Below are 18,915 nucleotides of genomic sequence, written 5' to 3'. Positions count from 1 at the left end.
TTGTCTCGTTAGCTCAGCCGGTAGAGCATCTCCCTTTTAAGGAGGGGGCCGTTGGTTCGAATCCAACACGGGACACCATTTTTATTGTTAGGGTTATGACCCTTTCGTCTAGTGGCCCAGGACAACACTCTCTCTGTGTGGAAACAGAGGTTCAAATCCTCTAGGGGTCGCCAATCATAGGTCGCTTAGCTCAGTTGGTAGAGCGCCACCCTTACAAGGTGGATGTCATAAGTTCGAGTCTTATAGTGACCACCATTTTATAAAATCATAAATAGGTTTTATAATCTCTACTTCTTTACTTTGGATGCAGCGGTAGTTCAGCTGGTTAGAATGCCGCCCTGTCACGGCGGAGGTCGCGGGTTCGAGCCCCGTCCGCTGCGCCATCTTGCTTGGTAACAATTTTATAAGTATAATTTGCAAAATAATAAAAAATAGAGCTAAGGAAAAAAATGCTTATTATTGGACATAAATTATTAAAAAATTTAGATTTTTCTTTTATTGAAAGTGTTGAAGAAGTTAAAGATAATAAAGTTTATTGTATTATTTATGATGAAAAATTGATTTCTTATTTAAGTCAAAATGATTTTGAATTTGCTATTTTAGTTCAAAATAAAGACGAGATATTTTTAGCCAATGCTTTAGGAGCTAAGTTTTTGCTTTGTAATGATAAAAAACTTGCAAAATTTGCTAGCAAAGTCGCAGAATTTTATGTTTTTGATAGTAGGGTTTTAATGATTGTTGATAAATTAGAGAATTTTAAAAAATTTTATAAATTAAAAATCGATGGAATTATTTTAAAAGATAATATAGATAATTTTCCTAAAAACTGATAAATTCTTTTGTAAAATAAGTGCTAATTGACGAGGTTTAAATAATGCAAAAAAAATCTTTTTTGAAAATTTACGGATTAATTCCTTTTTTACTTATAGCATTCATCAATGCTTTTGTGGATTTGGGACATAAAATTATTATTCAAAATACTATTTATAAGGCCTATGAAGGAAGTGAGCAGTTATTTTTAAATGCTATAGTTAATGCTTTGATTTTACTTCCTTTTATTCTTATGCTTTCTCCTTCGGGTTTTTTAGCGGATAAATATCCAAAAAATATTGTAATGAAAATTTCAGCAATTTTCAATGTTATACTCACTTTAATAATTTGCATTTGTTACTATAGCGGTGCTTTTTGGATGGCTTTTATTTTTACTTTTATAATGGGAGCACAAGCAGCGATTTATTCACCAAGTAAATACGGTTTTATTAAAGAACTCGTAGGAAAAGACTTTCTTGCTATGGGTAATGGTGTAATTAATGCGGTAAGCATTGTGGCAATCTTAGCGGGAATGGCTTTATTTTCTTTAAGCTTTGAAAGTCTTTATAGTTCTATGTATAATCAAACAGATGAAATTTTAAAAGAAGTAGCACCTTTAGGAATTGTGCTAATTTTATTTTCTTGTATCGAAGTATTTTTTGCATGTCGTTTACCTAAGCTCAAACAAACAAATAAAGATTTAGTTTTTGATAAAAAAGACTATATTCATGGAAAACTTCTAATAAATAATCTTAAGCTTGTTTTTAAAAATAAAACTATTTGGCTTTGTATAATTGGAATTTCATTTTTTTGGGCTATATCTCAACTTTATCTTGTCAGCTTTCCTGTCTTTGCCAAAAATGAACTTTTCATAGAAAATACTTTTTATGTGCAAATTTCACTCGCTTTTTCTGGTATAGGAGTGATTTTAGGCTCTTTAGTAGCTGGTAAATTTTCAAAAAATTATATAGAACTTGGATTTATTCCACTTGGTGCATTGGGTATGTTTTTAATGGCTTTTTTAATGCCTTGTTTTATAAGTTTATTAAGTTATAGTTTTTTATTTTTCTTTTTTGGATTTTGCGGAGCCCTTTTTATCATTCCTTTAAATACTTTAATCCAATTTCATGCTAAAGAAAATGAATTAGGACAAATTCTTGCAGGAAATAATTTTTTTCAAAATATTGCCATGTTAGGATTTTTACTCTTAGCAACTTTATTTGCAAAATTTGAAATCAATGTGATTTATTTGTTTTATTTTATTGCTTTGGTAACCTTTATAGGAAGTTTTTACATACTTTTAAAACTCCCCTTTTCTTTAGTGCGTATACTTTTAAGCATAGCTTTTTTACAACGATACCGTTTACTTGTGGAAGGTTTTGAAAATATACCAGAAAAAGGTGGAGCTTTACTTTTGGGTAATCATATTTCTTTTATTGATTGGGCTGTTGTACAAATGGCAATTCCAAGAAAAATTTATTTTGTTATGGAAAGAAGTATTTATTCTAAATGGTATATTAAAATTTTTCTTGATAAATTTGGTATTATTCCTGTATCAAGTACAGGAAGTAAGACGAGTTTAGAACTGATAGCAAAGCATATCAAAGAAGGTAATTTAGTTTGCTTGTTTCCTGAAGGTACGCTTTCAAGACATGGACAATTAAATGAATTTAAAGCAGGATTTGAATTAGCTTGTGAATATTTAAGCGAAGATGATGGAAAAATTATTCCTTTTTATATAAGAGGACTTTGGGGTAGCGCTTTTTCAAGAAGCGATGAAGAATTTTCAGCAAGAAACCGCACTTTAAATAAAAGAAAAATTGCTATAGCTTTTGGTAAAGCTATGTCTTTGCATTCTAAAAAAGATGAAGTTAAAGCTAAAGTTTTTGAACTTTCTTTTATGGCTTGGAAATCACAATGTGAAGCTATGCATACTATAGCAAGAGCTTGGATAGATACAGCTAAAAAAAATCTAAATCAAATAGCTATTATCGATACGCTAGCTGGAGATATTTCTTATAGAAAAATGTTGAGTCTTAGTTTAATTCTTAATTTTTTTATTAAAAGAAAATCCAAAGAATTAAACATTAACCTTCAGCGTGGAAGTTACGCTCCTAAAGAGGAAGCTATAGGAATTTTACTACCTGCTTCTTTTGCAAGTTCTTTAACCAATCTATCTGTTTTAATCGCAGAAAAAATTGCAGTAAATCTTAATTTCACTGCTGGAGAAAAAGCTCTAAAAGCAGCTATAAAAAATGCGCAAATTTCACAAATTTATACTTCTAAAACTTTTTTAGAAAAATTATCAAATAAAAGTATAAACCTAAATTTCGATACAAATATACATTTAATTTATTTTGAAGATATTGTAGAAGATTTTAAAATGCAAAAAACTAAAATTTTTAGCATGATGCTAGCAGTTAGTATTATACCTAGTTTTATACTCAAAAGCATCTTCACTCCTTCAAAAAACAATCTTGCCATAGCAGCTATTTTATTTAGTAGTGGAAGCGAAGGTTCTCCAAAAGGTGTTATGCTAAATAACCGTAATATTTTAAGCAATATAGCACAAATTTCTGATGTGCTTTGCACAAGAAATAATGATGTCATTCTCTCATCTTTACCACCTTTTCATGCTTTTGGACTTACCGTAACTACATTTTTGCCTTTGCTTGAAGGTATTAAAAGCATCACTTTTTCAGATCCAACCGATGCCTTAGGGGTTGCCAAAGCTGTTGCTAAAAATAATGTCACTATTATGTGTGGAACTTCAACCTTTTTAGGAATTTATGCAAGAAATAAAAAGCTTGATGCTTTAATGTTTGAAAGTTTAAGAATAGTTGTATCGGGCGCTGAAAAACTAAAAAATGAAGTAAGAACTACTTTTGAAATGAAGTTTAAAAAAAGCATTTTTGAAGGTTATGGAGCTACGGAAACCACGCCTGTGGCGAGTGTAAATTTACCAAATCGTTTTGATGCGGATTATTGGCTTATACATCGTGCCAATAAAGAAGGAAGCGTAGGAATGCCTCTACCTGGAACTGCGGTACGTATTGTTGATCCAAATAATTATGAAAATTTAAAAACAAATGAAGATGGACTCATACTTATAGGCGGTCATCAAGTTATGGTAGGCTATCTTAATGACAAAGAAAAAACCGATGAAGTGGTTAAAGAAATTGATGGCATAAGATGGTACAACACGGGAGATAAGGGACATTTGGATGAAGATGGTTTTTTATATATTGTCGATCGTTATTCTCGCTTTGCAAAAATTGGCGGAGAGATGATTTCTTTGGGTGCAATAGAAGAAGAAATTGCCAAATTTATAGACACTGAAGTGGTTAAATTTTGTGCCACATCTTTAGAAGATGAGAAAAAAGGGGAACAAATTGTTTTACTCATAGAATGCAATAATGAAATTTTTGAAGGAGTATGTGAGGCTATAAAAAATTCTAATATACCTACACTTTTTAAACCTAGATATTATTTTCAAATAGAAAAAATTCCCCTCCTAGGTTCAGGAAAAGTTGATCTTAAAAAAGTTAAAGAATTAGCTAAAAATTTAGCCCTATAATTTGAGCTTATAACAAAGTCCAAATTAAAATTGGCATAGAAACAAAAGCAAAAAGAACTCCAAAGGCTACAGCACTTACGGCTAAATTGCTATCTAGTTTAGCTTTCATTACCATAGCCCCTGCTAAGGTCATAGTAGGAGCTGCGCTTTCTATAATAGCAACGATGGTAGAATCTTTTAATTCTAAATTAAATATTTTCAAACAAAATACAAAAAATAAAGGAGCTAAAATCATTTTAGCAAAGATGACAACTACTGTAGGTTTGTAAGAGGTTTTAATCGCCATAAAGCCAAGTCCTAAACCTATAGCAAAAAGTGCAACAGGGGTTGCAGAGGCACCAAATAAACGAATAGGAGAGAAAATAAATTCAGGTAAAGCAATTAATTTACACAAAAAACCAAAAAGCAAAGCTAAAAAAGGTGGAAAACTAAGAATTTTTTTAACATTAGTAAGCAAACTGACTTTTTCTCCATTTCCCAAAGAAAGTATAAAAGGTCCAAAAAGTGATATAGGTAAAGTTGTGGCTAAAGCATCGTAAAATATAACTTCAGCGCTAAATTGTGGGTCATTAAATACACCAGCAACAATAGGCATACCCACAAATATAGTATTTCCAAAACAAGAAAGCAAAAACATACTGACTAAAGTTGCTTTAGAAAAATGAAAAACTTTTCCAATAAAAATAGCAAAAAAGGCTGCTAATATACAGCTAAACAATCCAATAAAAATAAAAATAATCAATGAAAAATTAAAATTTAAATGATATGCTTTATCGAAAATCAAACAAGGTAAAGCAAAAATAATAGCAAAATCTAAAAAAGTCCTAGCTTGTTTTTGCTTTAAAACGCCAATTCTTTTGGCAAAATATCCGCCTGCAAGTAAAATAAAAATTGTAAATAATGGTATAAAAACAAACATTGAATAATCCTTTTTAAGGGATGTTTTTTGAAAACGGATAGAATTATATTCTTTATACTTAAAAAAAATCTTAATATTTTTTAAGTTTTTTTAAAAACCAATATTTTTTTATTTTTTGTAACTTTAAGAAATTGTAAGTTGAAATTTGATTTTGAATAGTTAGTATTTTAAGCTGAATGATTATAATTTTAAATAATGGTGCGGTTAGCGAGATTTGAACTCGCACACGCGGAGCGCACCACCCCCTCAAGATGGCGTGTCTACCAATTCCACCATAACCGCATAGAAAAAAGCCCAAAAAGGGCTTTGATAAGTTTTATTGTAAAACTATAAAAGGATTTGCGTAAAGTGCTATTAGCGCGATAACAAGAGCATAGATAACTTGTGCTTCAATCATCGCTAAAGCGATAAACATAGTTGTCATTAATTTTGGCCCAAGACCAGGGTTTCTAGCTGTTCCTGCAATTGTTGCCGCTGCAGTATTACCCATGCCGATAGCACCACCAAGTGCTGCAACACCAAGACCTAAGCCTGCTGCAAGAACTGAAAATGCTTTAATCCATACATTAATAGCTTCTTGCTCTACTGGAGCATTAGTTTCAGCTGCAAAAGCTACTGCTGCACATGCTAATAATAAAAAAAGAACTTTTTTCATTATCTTAACCTTTCTATAAAAAAAATTTTTTCAATTTTTAAATCAGTTCGGCTTGCGTATCCCTACTTAAGACTTAAAAATAAATCCGAATTATAACCAAAAGTATCTTTATTTTTATTGAAATTTACAAAAATTCACATTTTTGATTTAAATTTGATTGTTTTCAATAAAGCTTAAAAGTTTTTTTGCTTTAATAATATTTTAAAATAATTTTTAAGTTAAGGTTGTAACATTGAGTTCTAAATTTTCAAAAATAGGTTTCATTTTAGCGGTAGCAGGTTCAGCAGTGGGTTTGGGTAATGCTTGGAAATTTCCAACACTAGTAGGTCAAAGTGGTGGATCTGCTTTTATCTTGCTTTATATAATTCTTACTTTGGGTGTAGGTTTTGTGATATTTTTAGCTGAGCTTAGCATAGGAAAAATTAGTGAAAAAGATCCGGTTAATGCCTATGAAAAGTTAGCACCTTCAAATAAAAAAGCTTGGTCTTATGTTGGTTTTACTATGGTGGGGGCGATTTTAATAGTTTCTTTTTATACCTTGGTGATTGGCTGGATAGTTAAATATGTGTTTTTAAGTATCGCTGGAAATTTGCCTATGGATCTAGAAGTAAGTAAAGCACAGTTTGGATTTTTTATAAGTGAGGATTTTTTAAGTCAGTTTATTTGTTTTACTTTGGTTTTTTTATGTGTTTTTTATATTGTTTCTAAAGGTGTTAAGAATGGGATTGAAAAGTTAAATGTTTGGATGATGCCTTCATTGTTTATTTTACTTATTTTGATGCTTGTTTATGCTATTAGCAAAGATGGTTTTATAATGGCGGTTAAATTTCTTTTTGTACCTGATTTTTCCAAAATCAACACTTCAAATGTTCTTGAAGCCTTAGGACTTGCTTTTTTTAGTCTTTCTTTGGGCGTTGGAACGATTATTACTTATTCTGCTAGTCTGCCTGATAAAACCAATTTTATTACCAGTACTTTAAATATTATTTTTATCAATCTTTTAGTTGGTTTATTAATGGGTTTGGTTGTTTTTACTTTTATCTTTGAATTTGGTTACAATCCTAATCAGCAAGGACCAGGACTTGTTTTTATTTCCTTAGCTACTTTATTTGAAAAAATTGGAGTGATTGGTTGTATTTTTGGAGCAGCGTTTTTTATTTCTTTAATCTTTGCTGGTATTACTTCAGCTGTTTCAATGATAGAGCCTTTCACTTTTTACCTTATTAATACTTTTGGTATGAGCCGTAAAAAAGCTTTGATTTTAATAGGAATTGTTGTTTATATTTTAGGAATGTTGTGTATTTTATCTTCTTTAAAAAGTACTCAGTTTGGATTTTTTGGAATGAGTTTTTTTGATTTGCTTGATAGTGTTTCAAGCAAGGTTATTATGCCTTTAGGTGGAATTTTGGCAGCTATTTTTGTGGGATTTGTGATGAAAAAAGAAGCTTTAAAAATTTTATTTAAACCTTATATGAGGGGTATATTTTTTGAACTTTGGTATGTGTTTTTGAGATTTATTTCCCCTTTGGCTGTTGTTATAGTTATGATAGCCGCTTTTTTAAAGTGAGTTTGAAAAATAATGAGAACATATTTTTCAAAAATCGGTTTTGTATTGGCTGTTGCTGGTGGAGCCGTTGGTTTAGGTAATGCTTGGAAATTTCCAACTTTAAGCGCAGAAAATGGTGGTTTTGTTTTTGTGCTTTTATATTTGTTTTTTACTTTAACTATAGGATTTAGTATTTTTTTGGCTGAAGTGGCTATGGGACGTTTAAGTAAAAGTGATCTTGCAAATGCTTATTCAAATCTTGCCATAAAATATGGCAATAGATGGCGATATGGCGGCGTTTTTATGTTAGGTGGTATTTTTATCCTCTCTTTTTATCTAGTTATCATGGGATGGGTTTTAAAATATACTGTAGTGAGTCTTTATTATCTTCCTAAAACTTTAGATGAAGCAGCAAGTAATTTTCAGAATTTAATTACTACAAATTTGACAAGTTCTGTTTTTTTCTTCACTTTATCTTTTTTTCTTACTTTATTGATAGTATCTAAAGGTTTAATCAAAGGGATTGAAAAATTAAACGTTGTTATAATGCCTAGCTTATTTTTAATGCTTGTTTTTATGTTGTTTTATTGCATGGGATTTAAGCAAGGTTTTGCAAATGCTTTTTCTTATTTATTTTATCCCGATTTTTCACATTTTAAATTCAGCTCTATTGCCGAAGCTTTAGGGCTTGCATTTTTTACCTTATGCTTGGGAATAGGTTGTATAGTTACATATTCATCGGCCTTGGATAAAAAAACAAATTTTATAAAAAGTTCAGTGTATATTGTTTTGATTAATTTATTGATTTCTTTTATTATGGGACTTATTGTTTTTACTTTTATCTTTGAATTTGGAGCCGATCCGCATACTCAAGGAGCAGGAATTGTTTTTGTATCCTTGATGAGTTTGTTTAATCAACTTGGAGCTTTAGGCTATATTTTTGCATTTTGTTTTTTCTTAGCACTTTTTTTTGCTGGTATTACTTCAGCTATTTCAATGATAGAGCCTTTAACTTTTTATATGATTAATAACTATCAAATTTCTCGTGTTAAAGCTCTATTTTTAATAGGTTTATTTGTTTTTGTTTTTGGAATTTGTTGTATCTTGTCATTAAATTTAAATTTTTTTTCTATGTTTAGTTTTTTTGGCAAAGATTTTTTTACTTTATTAGATAAATTAACTTCAAATTTTTTACTTCCACTTGGTGCTATAGTATGCTCTATATTTGTAGGTTTTTTTATGAATAAAAAACAAATTTATAAAATTTTTTCTAAATTTATAAGTCGAAAAATTTTCTTAATTTGGTTGTTTTTTATTCGTTTTATATCGCCTATAGCAATAATTTTGGTAATGTGTTATCAAATTTTTGTATAATAATGAAAAAATATTTTTTTAAGGAAAAATAATGGCTAAAAAATTCATCGATGTAATGGATACAAGCTTTAGGGACGGTTTTCAGTCTGTTTATGGAGCTAGGGTTTTAATGGATGATTTTTTTCCTGCAGTAGAAGCAGCAAAAGAAGCGGGTATTACTCATTTTGAATTTGGTGGTGGTGCTAGATTTCAAAGCTTGTATTTTTATCTTAATGAAGATGCTTTTACCATGATGGATAGATTTAGGGCTATTGTAGGAAAAGATGCTAATCTTCAAACTTTAGCAAGAGGAGTCAATACCGTTACTTTAGATACTGGAAATAGTGAACTTATTGATTTGCATGCAAAACTTTTTGCAAAACACGGTACTACAACGATAAGAAATTTTGATGCCCTTAATGATGTAAATAATTTAAAATTTAGTGGTGAATGTATAGTAAAACATGGGTTAAAGCATGAAATTACTATTACTTTAATGGATTTACCGTCAAATTGCAAAGGTGCTCATGATGTGCCTTTTTATGAAAAAATTTTAAAAGAAATTTTAACAGCAGAAATTCCTTTTCATAGTATTTGTTTCAAAGATGCAAGTGGAACTTCTAATCCAAATAAAATTTATAAAACCATTAAAATGGCTAGAAAAATTTTACCTCAAGATACACATATTAGACTTCATACGCATGAAACCGCAGGGGTGAGTATAGCTTGCTATCTTGCAGCGCTTGAAGCAGGGGTTGATGGTATTGATTTGGCTGCAGCTCCTGTAAGTGGTGGAACTTCTCAGCCTGATATTTTAACCATGATGCATGCTTTAAAAGGCAAAGATTATGATTTAGGTGGACTTGAAGAAGAAAAAATTTTAAGATACGAAGAAGTTTTAAAAGATTGTTTAAAAGAGTATTTTTTACCACCTGAAGCTACTATGGTAAATCCACTTATTCCTTTTTCTCCTATGCCAGGAGGAGCTTTAACAGCAAATACACAAATGATGAGGGATAATAATATTTTAGATAAATTTCCACAGGTCATTCATGCTATGAGAGAAGTTGTGGAAAAAGGTGGATTTGGTACTTCGGTTACTCCAGTTTCTCAATTTTATTTTCAACAAGCATTTAATAATGTTATGTTTGGGCCTTGGAAAAAAATCGCAGAAGGTTATGGAAAAATGGTGCTTGGTTATTTTGGAAAAACTCCAGTTACACCCGATGCAAACATTGTTGAACTTGCTTCAAAACAACTTAATTTAGAACCCACTACAGAGCTTGCTATTAATATAGCCGATAAAGATGAGAGTAAAAGCATAGCTTATACTAAAACCTTGCTTGAAAAAGAGGGTATAGAAACGAGTGAAGAAAATATATTTATTGCAGCAGCTTGTAAAGAAAAAGGTATAGCATTTTTAAAAGGAGAGGCAAAGGTAAATATACGCAAATTAGCTAGCATGCCAAAGCCTATGAGTGTAGATGAAAACAAATTTACTGTAGCTGTAAATGGTAATAAATATCATGTGGAAGTGAGTTATGGTTTTGATAAAGATGTTAATGTTAAGAGTGTAAAAAAAGTAGAAGAAAATAAAAATATTATTTCTTCAAATTCAACAAGTTCTGTCGATGCTGAAAATGAAATTTTAGCAGGTATTTCAGGTAATGTCTTTAAAATTTATGTTAACGAAGGTGAGGAAGTAAAATCAGGTCAAGCTATTATGGTTTTAGAAGCAATGAAGATGGAGATTGAGGTTAATGCCCCAAAAGATGGAATTATTTTAGAGCTTTGTATTAAAATAGGTGATACTGTTAATGAAGGCGAAGTATTAGCTATTTACAAGAATTAAAGTGAGGGAAAAATGAAAAAATTTGATAAGTTAGGTTTGGATAATATAAAGGAAATTTTTCATAATTTAAGTTATGATGAATTAAATGCTCATGAAAAAGCAAATAATGAAGGTTTAAGCACGGATAATGATACTTTTTGTGTAGATACAGGGATTTTTACAGGTAGAAGTCCTAAAGATAAATATTTTGTAAAACAAGATCCATCTAGTAAATATATAGCTTGGGGAAAGGTAAATCAGCCTATTACAAAAGAATTATTTGATAAACTTTTAACTAAAGCAAAGCAAGAATTAAGCGGAAAGAAAATTTATGTTCAAGATGTTTTTTGCGGTGCTTCTTTGCAAAGTCGCAAAGCAGTAAGATTTGTTACTGAAATTGCATGGCAAGCGCATTTTGTTAAAAATATGTTTATTCGCCCAAGTCAAGAGGAACTTGAGAATTTTAAAGCAGATTTTATTGTTTATAATGCTTGCAAATGCATCAATGAAGATTACAAACAAGATGGTTTAAATTCAGAGGTTTTTGTGATCTTTAATGTTGAAGAAAATATAGCGGTTATTGGTGGAACTTGGTATGGTGGAGAAATGAAAAAAGGTATTTTTTCTATGATGAATTATTGGTTGCCACTAGAAAATAAACTTTCTATGCATTGTAGTGCAAATGTCGGAGAAAAAGACGATGTGGCACTTTTCTTTGGACTTAGCGGTACAGGAAAAACTACGCTTTCAACCGATCCAAAAAGAAGACTCATAGGTGATGATGAGCATGGCTGGGATGATGAAGGTGTGTTTAATTTTGAGGGCGGTTGCTATGCAAAAACAATCAATCTTGATCCTGAATATGAGCCTGAAATTTATGGAGCCATTAAAAGAAATGCACTTTTAGAAAATGTAGTTTTAAGAGCTGATAAGAGTGTTGATTATGCTGATGCCTCAAAAACAGAAAACACGAGAGTTTCTTATCCTATAGAGCATATTGAAAATCATGAGCCTAGTCTAAAAGCAGGGCATCCAAAAAATATTATATTTTTAAGTGCAGATGCTTTTGGAATTTTACCCCCGGTGAGCAAACTAAGCAAAGAGCAGGCTATGTATTATTTTTTAAGTGGCTATACAGCAAAAGTAGCTGGAACTGAGCGCGGTATAACAGAGCCTCAAGCAACTTTTTCAGCTTGTTTTGGAGAACCTTTTATGCCTTTACATCCAACGGTTTATGCGAGATTGCTTGGTGAAAAGATTGAAAAACATGAAGTTAATGTTTATCTTGTTAATACGGGTTGGAGTGGCGGAAGCTACGGTGTGGGTAAAAGAATGAGCATTAAGGCTACTAGGGCTTGCATTAATGCTATTCTAGATGGAAGTATTACAAAATGCGAATTTGAAAATTTTGAAGTGTTTGATTTAGCTATTCCAAAAGCTTTAGAAGGTGTAGAAAGTGTACTTTTAAATCCTATAAATACTTGGTTAGATAAAAATGCTTATATTGCAACAAGAGATAAATTAGCACATATGTTTATACAAAATTTTAAACGTTATGAAGATGTCAAAGAAGGCATTGAATTTAGCAAATTTGGACCAAAAATTTAAGGCATTTAAATGAAAAATGAAATGTGGTCAGGACGTTTTAGTGATGCAAGTGATGAGCTTTTAAAAGAATTTAATGCAAGTTTAAATGTAGATAAAACTTTGTTCAATGAAGATATACAAGGTTCTATAGCACACGCTACAATGCTTGAAAGTTGTGGTATTTTAAAAAAAGAAGAATTAGATGCTATTATAAAAGGTTTAGAGCAGGTTAGAAGTGAAATAGAGCAAGGTAAATTTATTTTTGATATTAAAGATGAAGATATTCATATGGCCGTAGAAAAGCGTTTAAGCGAGATTATAGGTAGTGAAATTGGTGGAAGACTTCATACTGCAAGAAGTAGAAATGATCAAGTGGCTACTGATTTTAAACTTTTTGTCAAAAAATCTCATATTGAACTTATAAAGCTTTTAAAAGAATTGATTCAAACCATGCTCGAACATGCTAAAGTGCATAAAAAAACTATTATGCCAAGTTTTACACATTTACAGCACGCTCAGCCTGTGAGTTTTTCTTTTTATATTTTAGCTTATGCTTTTATGTTAATGCGAGATATTAAGCGTTTGCAAAATAGCCTAGAACTCGCAGACTTTTCGCCACTTGGATCTTGTGCATGTGCAGGAACAAGCTATAGAACCAATCGTGAGTTGAGTGCTGAAATTTTAGGATTTAAAGATATTATGCTAAATGCTATGGATGGAGTGAGTGATAGGGATTTTGCTCTTGATTTGCTTTATGATATAGCAGTTATTTTTACACACACATCAAGACTTTGCGAAGAAATGATCTTATTTTCAAGTTCGGAGTTTTCTTTTATAACTATAAGTGATAGCTTTTCAACAGGAAGTTCTATTATGCCTCAGAAAAAAAATCCTGATGTTTGTGAGCTTATACGTGGAAAAACAGGGCGTGTTTATGGAAATTTGATTTCTCTTTTAACTATAATGAAAGCTTTACCTTTAGCCTATAATAAAGATATGCAAGAAGATAAAGAAGGGATTTTTGATAGTGTAAAAACCGCTAAAGATAGCTTAATCATCTTAAATGCAATGCTAAAAGAAATACAAATTAATAAAGAAAATATGCTTAATGCTTGTAAAAAAGGTCATTTATTGGCTACCGATTTGGCAGATTATTTGGTGCGTGAAAAAAATATTCCTTTTAGAAAAGCACATTTTATAGTGGGAAATGTTGTTGCACAAGCTGAAGCACAAGGTATTGATATAAGTGAAATTAAAGATCTTTCAAAAATAGATCCTGTATTTGATGAAAAAGCTATGGAACTTTTAAATTTTGAATTTTCTTTAAATTCTAAGCAAAGTGAAGGCTCAAGTTCTATTGCAAGCGTAGAAAAGCAAATTCAAATTTTGGAAGGTTTTATTCAAAATTTATAAATATTGTTTAGGCTATTTTGCCTAAACATTGAATCTAAAGTGCATTACATCGCCGTCTAAAACGATATAGTCTTTTCCTTCAAGGCGTAGCTTTCCTGCTTCTTTGGCGCCATTTTCGCCTTTGTATTGGATATAGTCTTCATAGGAAATAACTTCAGCTTTTATAAAGCCTTTTTCAAAGTCATTATGAATCACGCTTGCTGCTTTTGGTGCTTTCCAGCCTTTTTTGATTGTCCAAGAACGCACTTCAACTACACCAGCGGTAAAATAACTGATCAGTCCAAGCTTAGCAAAAGCAGTGCGTATGATTTGATCAAGACCGCTTTCGTTAACTCCTAGAGAGCTTAAAAATTCATGACTTTCTTCATCGCTTAATCCTACTAATTCTTCTTCGATTTTTGCACAAAGCTTGATAACTTCATGATCATTTTTTTTAGCATATTCTTTTAAAGCTTTTACATAATCATTATCTTCACTAATACCATTTTCATCAACATTTGCACCATAAATCACCTCTTTAGCAGAAAGCAGTCTTAATTCCTTGATTAGGGCTTGATAAATTTCACTTTCCTTTTCAGGATAAGAACTTGCAGCTAAGCCTTTGTTTAAATGATCAAGTAAGGAATTTGCAAGTTCGAGACTTTCTTTGGCACCCTTTTGATTGGCTTTGGCTTCTTTGGTGAGTTTTTCTATTTTTTTACTCAGTTGCTCAATATCTGCTAAAATAAGCTCTGTATTGATAATTTCTACATCACGTAAAGGATCAACTCCACCTTCAACATGGGTAATATTTTCTTCATCAAAACAACGTACTATATGCAAAATAACCTCAGTTTCACGTATATTTGAAAGAAATTTATTTCCCAAGCCTTCGCCTTTACTTGCGCCTTTAACAAGTCCAGCGATATCTACAAATTCTATTAAAGAATGCATAATTCTTTCAGGTTTTACTATTTTAGCAAGTTCATTAAGTCTTAAATCAGGAACTTCAACCATGGCTTTATTAGGCTCTATGGTGCAGAAAGGATAGTTTGCACTTTGGGCATTTTGTGCTTTAGTTAAAGCATTAAAAGTTGTTGATTTGCCAACATTTGGAAGTCCTACTATACCTACGCTTAAACTCATTTAGCTTTCCTTAAAATTTGAATTAAATAATTAACACACATTCTAACTCCAGCTCCACCTGCACCAAAACTAGAATATCCCCAAGATTTTTCTGTATAAGCAGGTCCTGCTATGTCAAGATGCAGCCATTTATCTTTATATTCTTTACGAATAAATTTATCTAAAAATAACCCTGCGGTAATTGCACCTCCGTAGCGACTAGAGGCAGTATTACTAACATCGGCAATATTTGATTTTATAAGTTCTCTTAAGTGAGGGTTGAAATGTAAGATTGTGGTATATTCTCCGCTTTTTTTAGAGCTTAGATAAAAATCATTTTGCAATTCCTCATTATTTCCCATAATAGCACTTGTAAATTCTCCAAGTCCTACAACACAAGCTCCAGTAAGAGTTGCCATATCGATAAGTAAATCAGGTTTTAAATCCTGTGCAAAAGAAAGACAATCAGCTAAAACCAAGCGTCCTTCTGCATCTGTATTTCTTACCTCTATGCTTACACCTTCACGACTGATTAACACATCATCAGGCTTATAAGCATTGCCGCCTATCATATTTTCAGTTGCGCCCAAAATGCAATGCACTTCTAAATCTAAAGCAAGTTCAGCTACGGCTTTTATGATTCCCATTACTGCTGCTGCACCGCTTTTATCAGCTTTCATTGTAAGCATAAAATCAGCTGGTTTTAAGCTTAATCCACCGCTATCGTAAGTTAAGCCTTTTCCAACAAATACAACACGTTTTTTTGCATTTTTGGCTTTATAGCTTAGATGAATGAGGCGTGGTGGGTGTATCGAGGCGCGATTTACCGCTAAAAAGGCATTCATTTTTTCTTTGGCTAAGAATTTTTCATCATAAATTTTACAAATAATGTTTTTATTTTCTTTAGCTAAATTTTGCGCATCTTCTGCCATTTTTAAAGGGGTGTAAATTTCAGGAATTTCATTGACTATATTTTTAGTAAAATTTGTAGCATTAGCTAAAATTTCTCCACGCTCTAAACCTATCTTAGCTTCATCTTTATTAAATTTCTCACCATTTAATTCTTCGCTTGAAATAATAAATTTTTCCAAAGTACTTGTTTTTTTCTCGCTTTTATATTTGTCAAATTTATAAGCTCCAAAAAGTACGCCTTCAACTAAAGATGCAAAACTTCTAACTACACAATCTCCTATTATGCTAGGAAGTTTTACGCTTTTAATATTAAGTTTCTCAAGAGTTTTATATGCTGTGCAAAGACTTAATCTTATATCCTCATAAGCAAGACTTTTAAGCTCTAAATAAAGCTTTTTATTGTTTAAGTCTAATAATGCACCTTCGCCTTTGTAATTATTAAGTTTAAAAAAATCTTTTTCTTTGTTAAAAATTTTTAAATTTTTATCCTGTATAAAAACAAGTTCAAAGTCTGCTTTTATAGCATCTAGTTTTTTATCGTTTAATTCAAATTTCATGATTTTTTCCTTTTATCTTTAAGTATAGCTTTTTCCATTTGTTTAAAACCAAATAATAAAAGGGATAAAAAAGCTATAATAATAATGGCTGCATAATACCAATGTTCTTCAGCCCAAGTCACCATCTTCCAAATTTGTTCTCCAAAATACCAAGCTAAAAGTATAGTGATTGATGCCCAAACCCAAGCACTAAAAAGATTGATAATAGCAAATTTTTTTGCACTATAACGCGTGATTCCTATACTCATAGGTATAATGGTTCTAAAACCATACATATAGCGTTGTATAAAAATAATAGGCCAACCAAAACGTTGTAAAAGTAGGTGTGCTACTGCAAATTTACGCCTTTGAGTTTTTAATTTTTTTTGTATGTAGCGTTTATTATATCTTCCTATATAGAAATAAATTTGATCACCTACAAAACCACCAAGTCCTGCTATAAATATAACAAAACCTAAATTTACATGTCCTTGATGAGCAAAAATACCTGCTAAAATTAAAGCTAACTCTCCTTCTAAAATGCACCATAAAAAAATAATAATATAAGCTAGATCTTTGTATTGGTAAAGTAAATTTTTTAAAAATTCTTCCATTTGTACCTTTCTATAGTTTTAAATTTCTAAAACACTATAAACTGAAGTAAGTTTTTCAAGTTTATTTGCTCCATTTAAATCTTTAAGATTCATTAAAAAACAAGCTTCAACACATTTAGCTCCAGCTTTTTGAATGAGTTCATATGAAGCTATAGCTGTTCCGCCAGTTGCTATTAAATCATCTACAAGTAAAACTCTTGCATTTTGAATATTTTTAAATGCATCTTTATGAAGTTCTACTTTATCGCTGCCATATTCAAGATCGTATTCGCAGCTAAAGGTTTCAAAAGGGAGTTTTCCAGGTTTTCTAATAGGCACAAAAGGAAGATTAAGTTTTGCACAAATCATAGATGCAAAGATAAATCCTCTGCTTTCTGTTCCTGCTATGAAGTCTAGATTGTAATCTTTGTAGCGTTCTTTTAAATGTCTAAGTAGAAAATTTAAAGCTTCTTTGTTATTTAGTAGAGTGGTGATATCTCTAAAAATAATTCCTTTTTTTGGAAAATCAGGAATAATCCTAATGCTATCAAGCAGATATTTTTTTTCTTCTTGTGTTAGTTTTATCATAATAATGCCTCGATTTTTGCTTCTAATTCTTTAATTCTTTGTCTTAGTTTGTCATTTTCCAAGCGATATTGAGAATTTCTGGTTCTTAAAGATGTAAGGTCTGCTTTGATTTTATTAAGCTCTTCTGTGAGTATATCTATATTTCCAAGGCTTCTTTGAAGTTGAATTTGTAGTTTTCTAATGACAATCTCAGTATCATCAAGATTGTTTTTGATAAAATCTTTTGATGTTTTTTCTTTATTAAGTAGAGTTTTATAGTAAAACAACATTACAATAAGATAGATAGTTGCACAAATCAATATAGTTAAAACAAGCCAGTTTGTAAACATTATATTTTTACCTCAATTTTTTGAATTCTTTGCATATGTCTCCCTTCTTCAAAAGGAGTTTGAATGAATTTTTCTATAATATCTATAGCTAATTCAACCCCAATTAATCTTCCGCCTAATGCCAAAACATTGGCATCATTATGCCTTCTTGCAAGTTCTGCACTTAAGCTTTCGTGGCATAATGCACAACGAATGTTTTTATGACGATTTGCTGCAATAGAAATTCCAATTCCACTTCCACAAATAAGAATGCCAAAACTCCGTTTGTTTATTTTTTCGGCAAGTAAATGCGCATAATCAGGATAATCGCAGCTTGCGCAAGTGTTTGTTCCTAAATCGTTAAAAATTATATTTTTTTCTTTTAAAAATACGCAAATTTTTTCTTTTAATTCAAAACCAGCATGATCACTAGCAATATAAATTTTTTCCCTAAGCATTGGTTTCCTAAATTACTATATAAAATAAGATAAAAACCTAATCTTATCATATTAAATCATAAAAACAGCTTTTCTTTGTTTTAAAAATAAGCTTTATTTTTCTTTATATATGTTAGAATCATGTGACAAGAAAAATAAAATTTCAATAAATTAAGAGGAGAAGAAAGTGAAGCTCATACTCATAGGATCTTCAACAGGTGGTCCTAATCAGCTTAAATTTCTTTTAAAGGATATTGATGTAAAAAATACTTGTGTAGTTATAGCTCAGCACATGAGTGCCAGTTTTATTCCATCTTTTGTGGGGCAATTTAATAAAGAAGCTTTTAGTGAAGTGTGCTTATTGAACGATAAAGAGATATTAAGCAATAAAATTTATATTTGCCCTAAAAATACTATTTTATCTGGAAATTTAAATATTGTAGCCGCTTGGCAAGATGTGGCTTCAAGCTTTAAACCGAGTGTGGATTTACTTTTTCATTCCGCTGTTTCTTTGGCAAAAACAAATAAAATACTTGCTATTATTTTAACGGGCATGGGAGATGATGGCGCAAAAGGTTTATTTGAGCTTTATAAAACAGGAGTTAGATGTTTATGTGAGAATGAAGCAGATAGCGTCGTTTATGGTATGCCAAAAAGAGCAAAAGATATGAATCCGCATTTAAAACCTATGAGCTTAAAAGAAATTAAAAAAGAAATTGTAAATTTTATTGATCAGGATTAATAAA

The 18,915-nt window shown here is 30.9% G+C and carries 16 protein-coding genes and 5 tRNA genes; 12 read left to right on the top strand and 9 right to left on the bottom strand.

Translation table 11 applies throughout. The features are described from left to right. Positions 1 to 2 precede the first annotated feature (2 nt). The 6 genes from OT390_RS04820 to OT390_RS04795 all read left to right on the top strand — a co-directional run bounded on the left by OT390_RS04820 (position 3) and on the right by OT390_RS04795 (position 4,387). Positions 3 to 78, top strand: a tRNA-Lys gene (locus OT390_RS04820). Positions 79 to 97: 19 nt separating this feature from the next. Next, positions 98 to 173, top strand: a tRNA-Arg gene (locus OT390_RS04815). Between the two features lie 6 nt (positions 174 to 179). After that, positions 180 to 255, top strand: a tRNA-Val gene (locus tag OT390_RS04810). Positions 256 to 306: 51 nt separating this feature from the next. Beyond that, a tRNA-Asp gene (locus OT390_RS04805) sits at positions 307 to 383 on the top strand. Between the two features lie 66 nt (positions 384 to 449). Beyond that, positions 450 to 830, top strand: a complete 381-nt coding sequence (locus OT390_RS04800; RefSeq protein WP_052801404.1) for a hypothetical protein — start codon at positions 450 to 452, stop codon at positions 828 to 830. A 44-nt stretch (positions 831 to 874) separates the two neighbouring features. Continuing rightward, positions 875 to 4,387 (top strand): acyl-[ACP]--phospholipid O-acyltransferase, encoded by a 3,513-nt coding sequence (locus OT390_RS04795; RefSeq protein ID WP_394535886.1) that lies wholly within the window; start codon positions 875 to 877, stop codon positions 4,385 to 4,387. 7 nt (positions 4,388 to 4,394) lie between these two features. On the opposite strand, the gene OT390_RS04790 is transcribed toward OT390_RS04795, so the two are convergent. The 3 genes from OT390_RS04790 to OT390_RS04780 all read right to left on the bottom strand — a co-directional run bounded on the left by OT390_RS04790 (position 4,395) and on the right by OT390_RS04780 (position 5,961). Then, positions 4,395 to 5,306, bottom strand: coding sequence for an AEC family transporter (locus OT390_RS04790; RefSeq protein ID WP_270990062.1), 912 nt, complete (start codon positions 5,304 to 5,306; stop codon positions 4,395 to 4,397). Between the two features lie 196 nt (positions 5,307 to 5,502). Then, positions 5,503 to 5,588 (bottom strand) — tRNA-Leu (locus OT390_RS04785). A gap of 34 nt (positions 5,589 to 5,622) precedes the next feature. Continuing rightward, positions 5,623 to 5,961, bottom strand: coding sequence for a F0F1 ATP synthase subunit C (locus OT390_RS04780; protein ID WP_002853683.1), 339 nt, complete (start codon positions 5,959 to 5,961; stop codon positions 5,623 to 5,625). Positions 5,962 to 6,193: 232 nt separating this feature from the next. On the opposite strand from OT390_RS04780, the gene OT390_RS04775 reads away from it, so the two are divergent. The 5 genes from OT390_RS04775 to argH are packed head-to-tail and all read left to right on the top strand — an operon-like array spanning position 6,194 to position 13,691. Next, complete coding sequence (locus tag OT390_RS04775; protein ID WP_052801389.1) at positions 6,194 to 7,528, top strand: sodium-dependent transporter; 1,335 nt, start codon at positions 6,194 to 6,196, stop codon at positions 7,526 to 7,528. 12 nt (positions 7,529 to 7,540) lie between these two features. Then, a complete protein-coding gene (locus OT390_RS04770; protein WP_032584923.1) occupies positions 7,541 to 8,881 on the top strand; it encodes a sodium-dependent transporter in 1,341 nt (446 codons plus the stop codon). A gap of 31 nt (positions 8,882 to 8,912) precedes the next feature. Beyond that, entirely contained in the window at positions 8,913 to 10,712 is a 1,800-nt protein-coding gene (locus OT390_RS04765; RefSeq protein WP_002859573.1) for a biotin/lipoyl-containing protein, read from the top strand. 12 nt (positions 10,713 to 10,724) lie between these two features. Further along, the gene (gene pckA, locus OT390_RS04760) at positions 10,725 to 12,299 is read left to right on the top strand and encodes a phosphoenolpyruvate carboxykinase (ATP) (RefSeq protein WP_002859572.1); all 1,575 of its coding nucleotides are present in this window, start codon (positions 10,725 to 10,727) and stop codon (positions 12,297 to 12,299) included. A 9-nt stretch (positions 12,300 to 12,308) separates the two neighbouring features. Further along, a complete protein-coding gene (gene argH / locus OT390_RS04755; RefSeq protein ID WP_002870278.1) occupies positions 12,309 to 13,691 on the top strand; it encodes an argininosuccinate lyase in 1,383 nt (460 codons plus the stop codon). 21 nt (positions 13,692 to 13,712) lie between these two features. On the opposite strand, the gene ychF is transcribed toward argH, so the two are convergent. The 6 genes from ychF to rpiB are packed head-to-tail and all read right to left on the bottom strand — an operon-like array spanning position 13,713 to position 18,190. Further along, positions 13,713 to 14,816 carry a redox-regulated ATPase YchF gene (gene ychF, locus OT390_RS04750; RefSeq protein ID WP_002853275.1) on the bottom strand — a complete coding sequence of 368 codons (1,104 nt, stop codon included), beginning with the start codon at positions 14,814 to 14,816 and terminating at the stop codon, positions 13,713 to 13,715. Continuing rightward, the gene (locus tag OT390_RS04745; protein WP_032586988.1) at positions 14,813 to 16,264 is read right to left on the bottom strand and encodes a leucyl aminopeptidase; all 1,452 of its coding nucleotides are present in this window, start codon (positions 16,262 to 16,264) and stop codon (positions 14,813 to 14,815) included. The genes ychF and OT390_RS04745 overlap by 4 nt, the downstream gene beginning before the upstream one ends. After that, positions 16,261 to 16,857 carry a DedA family protein gene (locus tag OT390_RS04740; protein ID WP_002854047.1) on the bottom strand — a complete coding sequence of 199 codons (597 nt, stop codon included), beginning with the start codon at positions 16,855 to 16,857 and terminating at the stop codon, positions 16,261 to 16,263. Before OT390_RS04740 ends, OT390_RS04745 begins: the two co-directional genes overlap by 4 nt. 18 nt (positions 16,858 to 16,875) lie before the next feature. Further along, a complete protein-coding gene (apt, locus tag OT390_RS04735) occupies positions 16,876 to 17,424 on the bottom strand; it encodes an adenine phosphoribosyltransferase (protein WP_002859569.1) in 549 nt (182 codons plus the stop codon). Continuing rightward, complete coding sequence (locus OT390_RS04730; protein WP_002853247.1) at positions 17,421 to 17,753, bottom strand: membrane protein; 333 nt, start codon at positions 17,751 to 17,753, stop codon at positions 17,421 to 17,423. Before OT390_RS04730 ends, apt begins: the two co-directional genes overlap by 4 nt. Further along, positions 17,753 to 18,190, bottom strand: coding sequence for a ribose 5-phosphate isomerase B (rpiB, locus tag OT390_RS04725; RefSeq protein ID WP_002853308.1), 438 nt, complete (start codon positions 18,188 to 18,190; stop codon positions 17,753 to 17,755). Before rpiB ends, OT390_RS04730 begins: the two co-directional genes overlap by 1 nt. Positions 18,191 to 18,356: 166 nt before the next feature. On the opposite strand from rpiB, the gene OT390_RS04720 reads away from it, so the two are divergent. Beyond that, on the top strand, positions 18,357 to 18,911 hold the full coding sequence (locus OT390_RS04720) for a CheB methylesterase domain-containing protein (RefSeq protein ID WP_002853263.1): 555 nt from the start codon (positions 18,357 to 18,359) through the stop codon (positions 18,909 to 18,911). Positions 18,912 to 18,915 lie beyond the last annotated feature (4 nt).

Origin of the sequence: Campylobacter sp. CFSAN122748 (genome assembly GCF_045277125.1) — a bacterium.
In the GTDB taxonomy this organism is placed as follows: Bacteria; Campylobacterota; Campylobacteria; order Campylobacterales; family Campylobacteraceae; genus Campylobacter_D; species Campylobacter_D jejuni.
This window is presented reverse-complemented; position numbering and strand designations above follow the sequence as displayed.

Excerpts from the sequence above, each read along its gene's own strand:
- OT390_RS04800 (WP_052801404.1), top strand. The coding sequence starts at position 450 with ATGCTTATTATTGGACATAAATTATTAAAAAATTTAGATTTTTCTTTT.
- OT390_RS04795 (WP_394535886.1), top strand. The coding sequence starts at position 875 with ATGCAAAAAAAATCTTTTTTGAAAATTTACGGATTAATTCCTTTTTTA.
- OT390_RS04790 (WP_270990062.1), bottom strand. The coding sequence starts at position 5,306 with ATGTTTGTTTTTATACCATTATTTACAATTTTTATTTTACTTGCAGGC.
- OT390_RS04780 (WP_002853683.1), bottom strand. The coding sequence starts at position 5,961 with ATGAAAAAAGTTCTTTTTTTATTATTAGCATGTGCAGCAGTAGCTTTT.
- OT390_RS04770 (WP_032584923.1), top strand. The coding sequence starts at position 7,541 with ATGAGAACATATTTTTCAAAAATCGGTTTTGTATTGGCTGTTGCTGGT.
- OT390_RS04765 (WP_002859573.1), top strand. The coding sequence starts at position 8,913 with ATGGCTAAAAAATTCATCGATGTAATGGATACAAGCTTTAGGGACGGT.
- pckA (WP_002859572.1), top strand. The coding sequence starts at position 10,725 with ATGAAAAAATTTGATAAGTTAGGTTTGGATAATATAAAGGAAATTTTT.
- argH (WP_002870278.1), top strand. The coding sequence starts at position 12,309 with ATGAAAAATGAAATGTGGTCAGGACGTTTTAGTGATGCAAGTGATGAG.
- ychF (WP_002853275.1), bottom strand. The coding sequence starts at position 14,816 with ATGAGTTTAAGCGTAGGTATAGTAGGACTTCCAAATGTTGGCAAATCA.
- OT390_RS04745 (WP_032586988.1), bottom strand. The coding sequence starts at position 16,264 with ATGAAATTTGAATTAAACGATAAAAAACTAGATGCTATAAAAGCAGAC.
- OT390_RS04740 (WP_002854047.1), bottom strand. The coding sequence starts at position 16,857 with ATGGAAGAATTTTTAAAAAATTTACTTTACCAATACAAAGATCTAGCT.
- apt (WP_002859569.1), bottom strand. The coding sequence starts at position 17,424 with ATGATAAAACTAACACAAGAAGAAAAAAAATATCTGCTTGATAGCATT.
- OT390_RS04730 (WP_002853247.1), bottom strand. The coding sequence starts at position 17,753 with ATGTTTACAAACTGGCTTGTTTTAACTATATTGATTTGTGCAACTATC.
- rpiB (WP_002853308.1), bottom strand. The coding sequence starts at position 18,190 with ATGCTTAGGGAAAAAATTTATATTGCTAGTGATCATGCTGGTTTTGAA.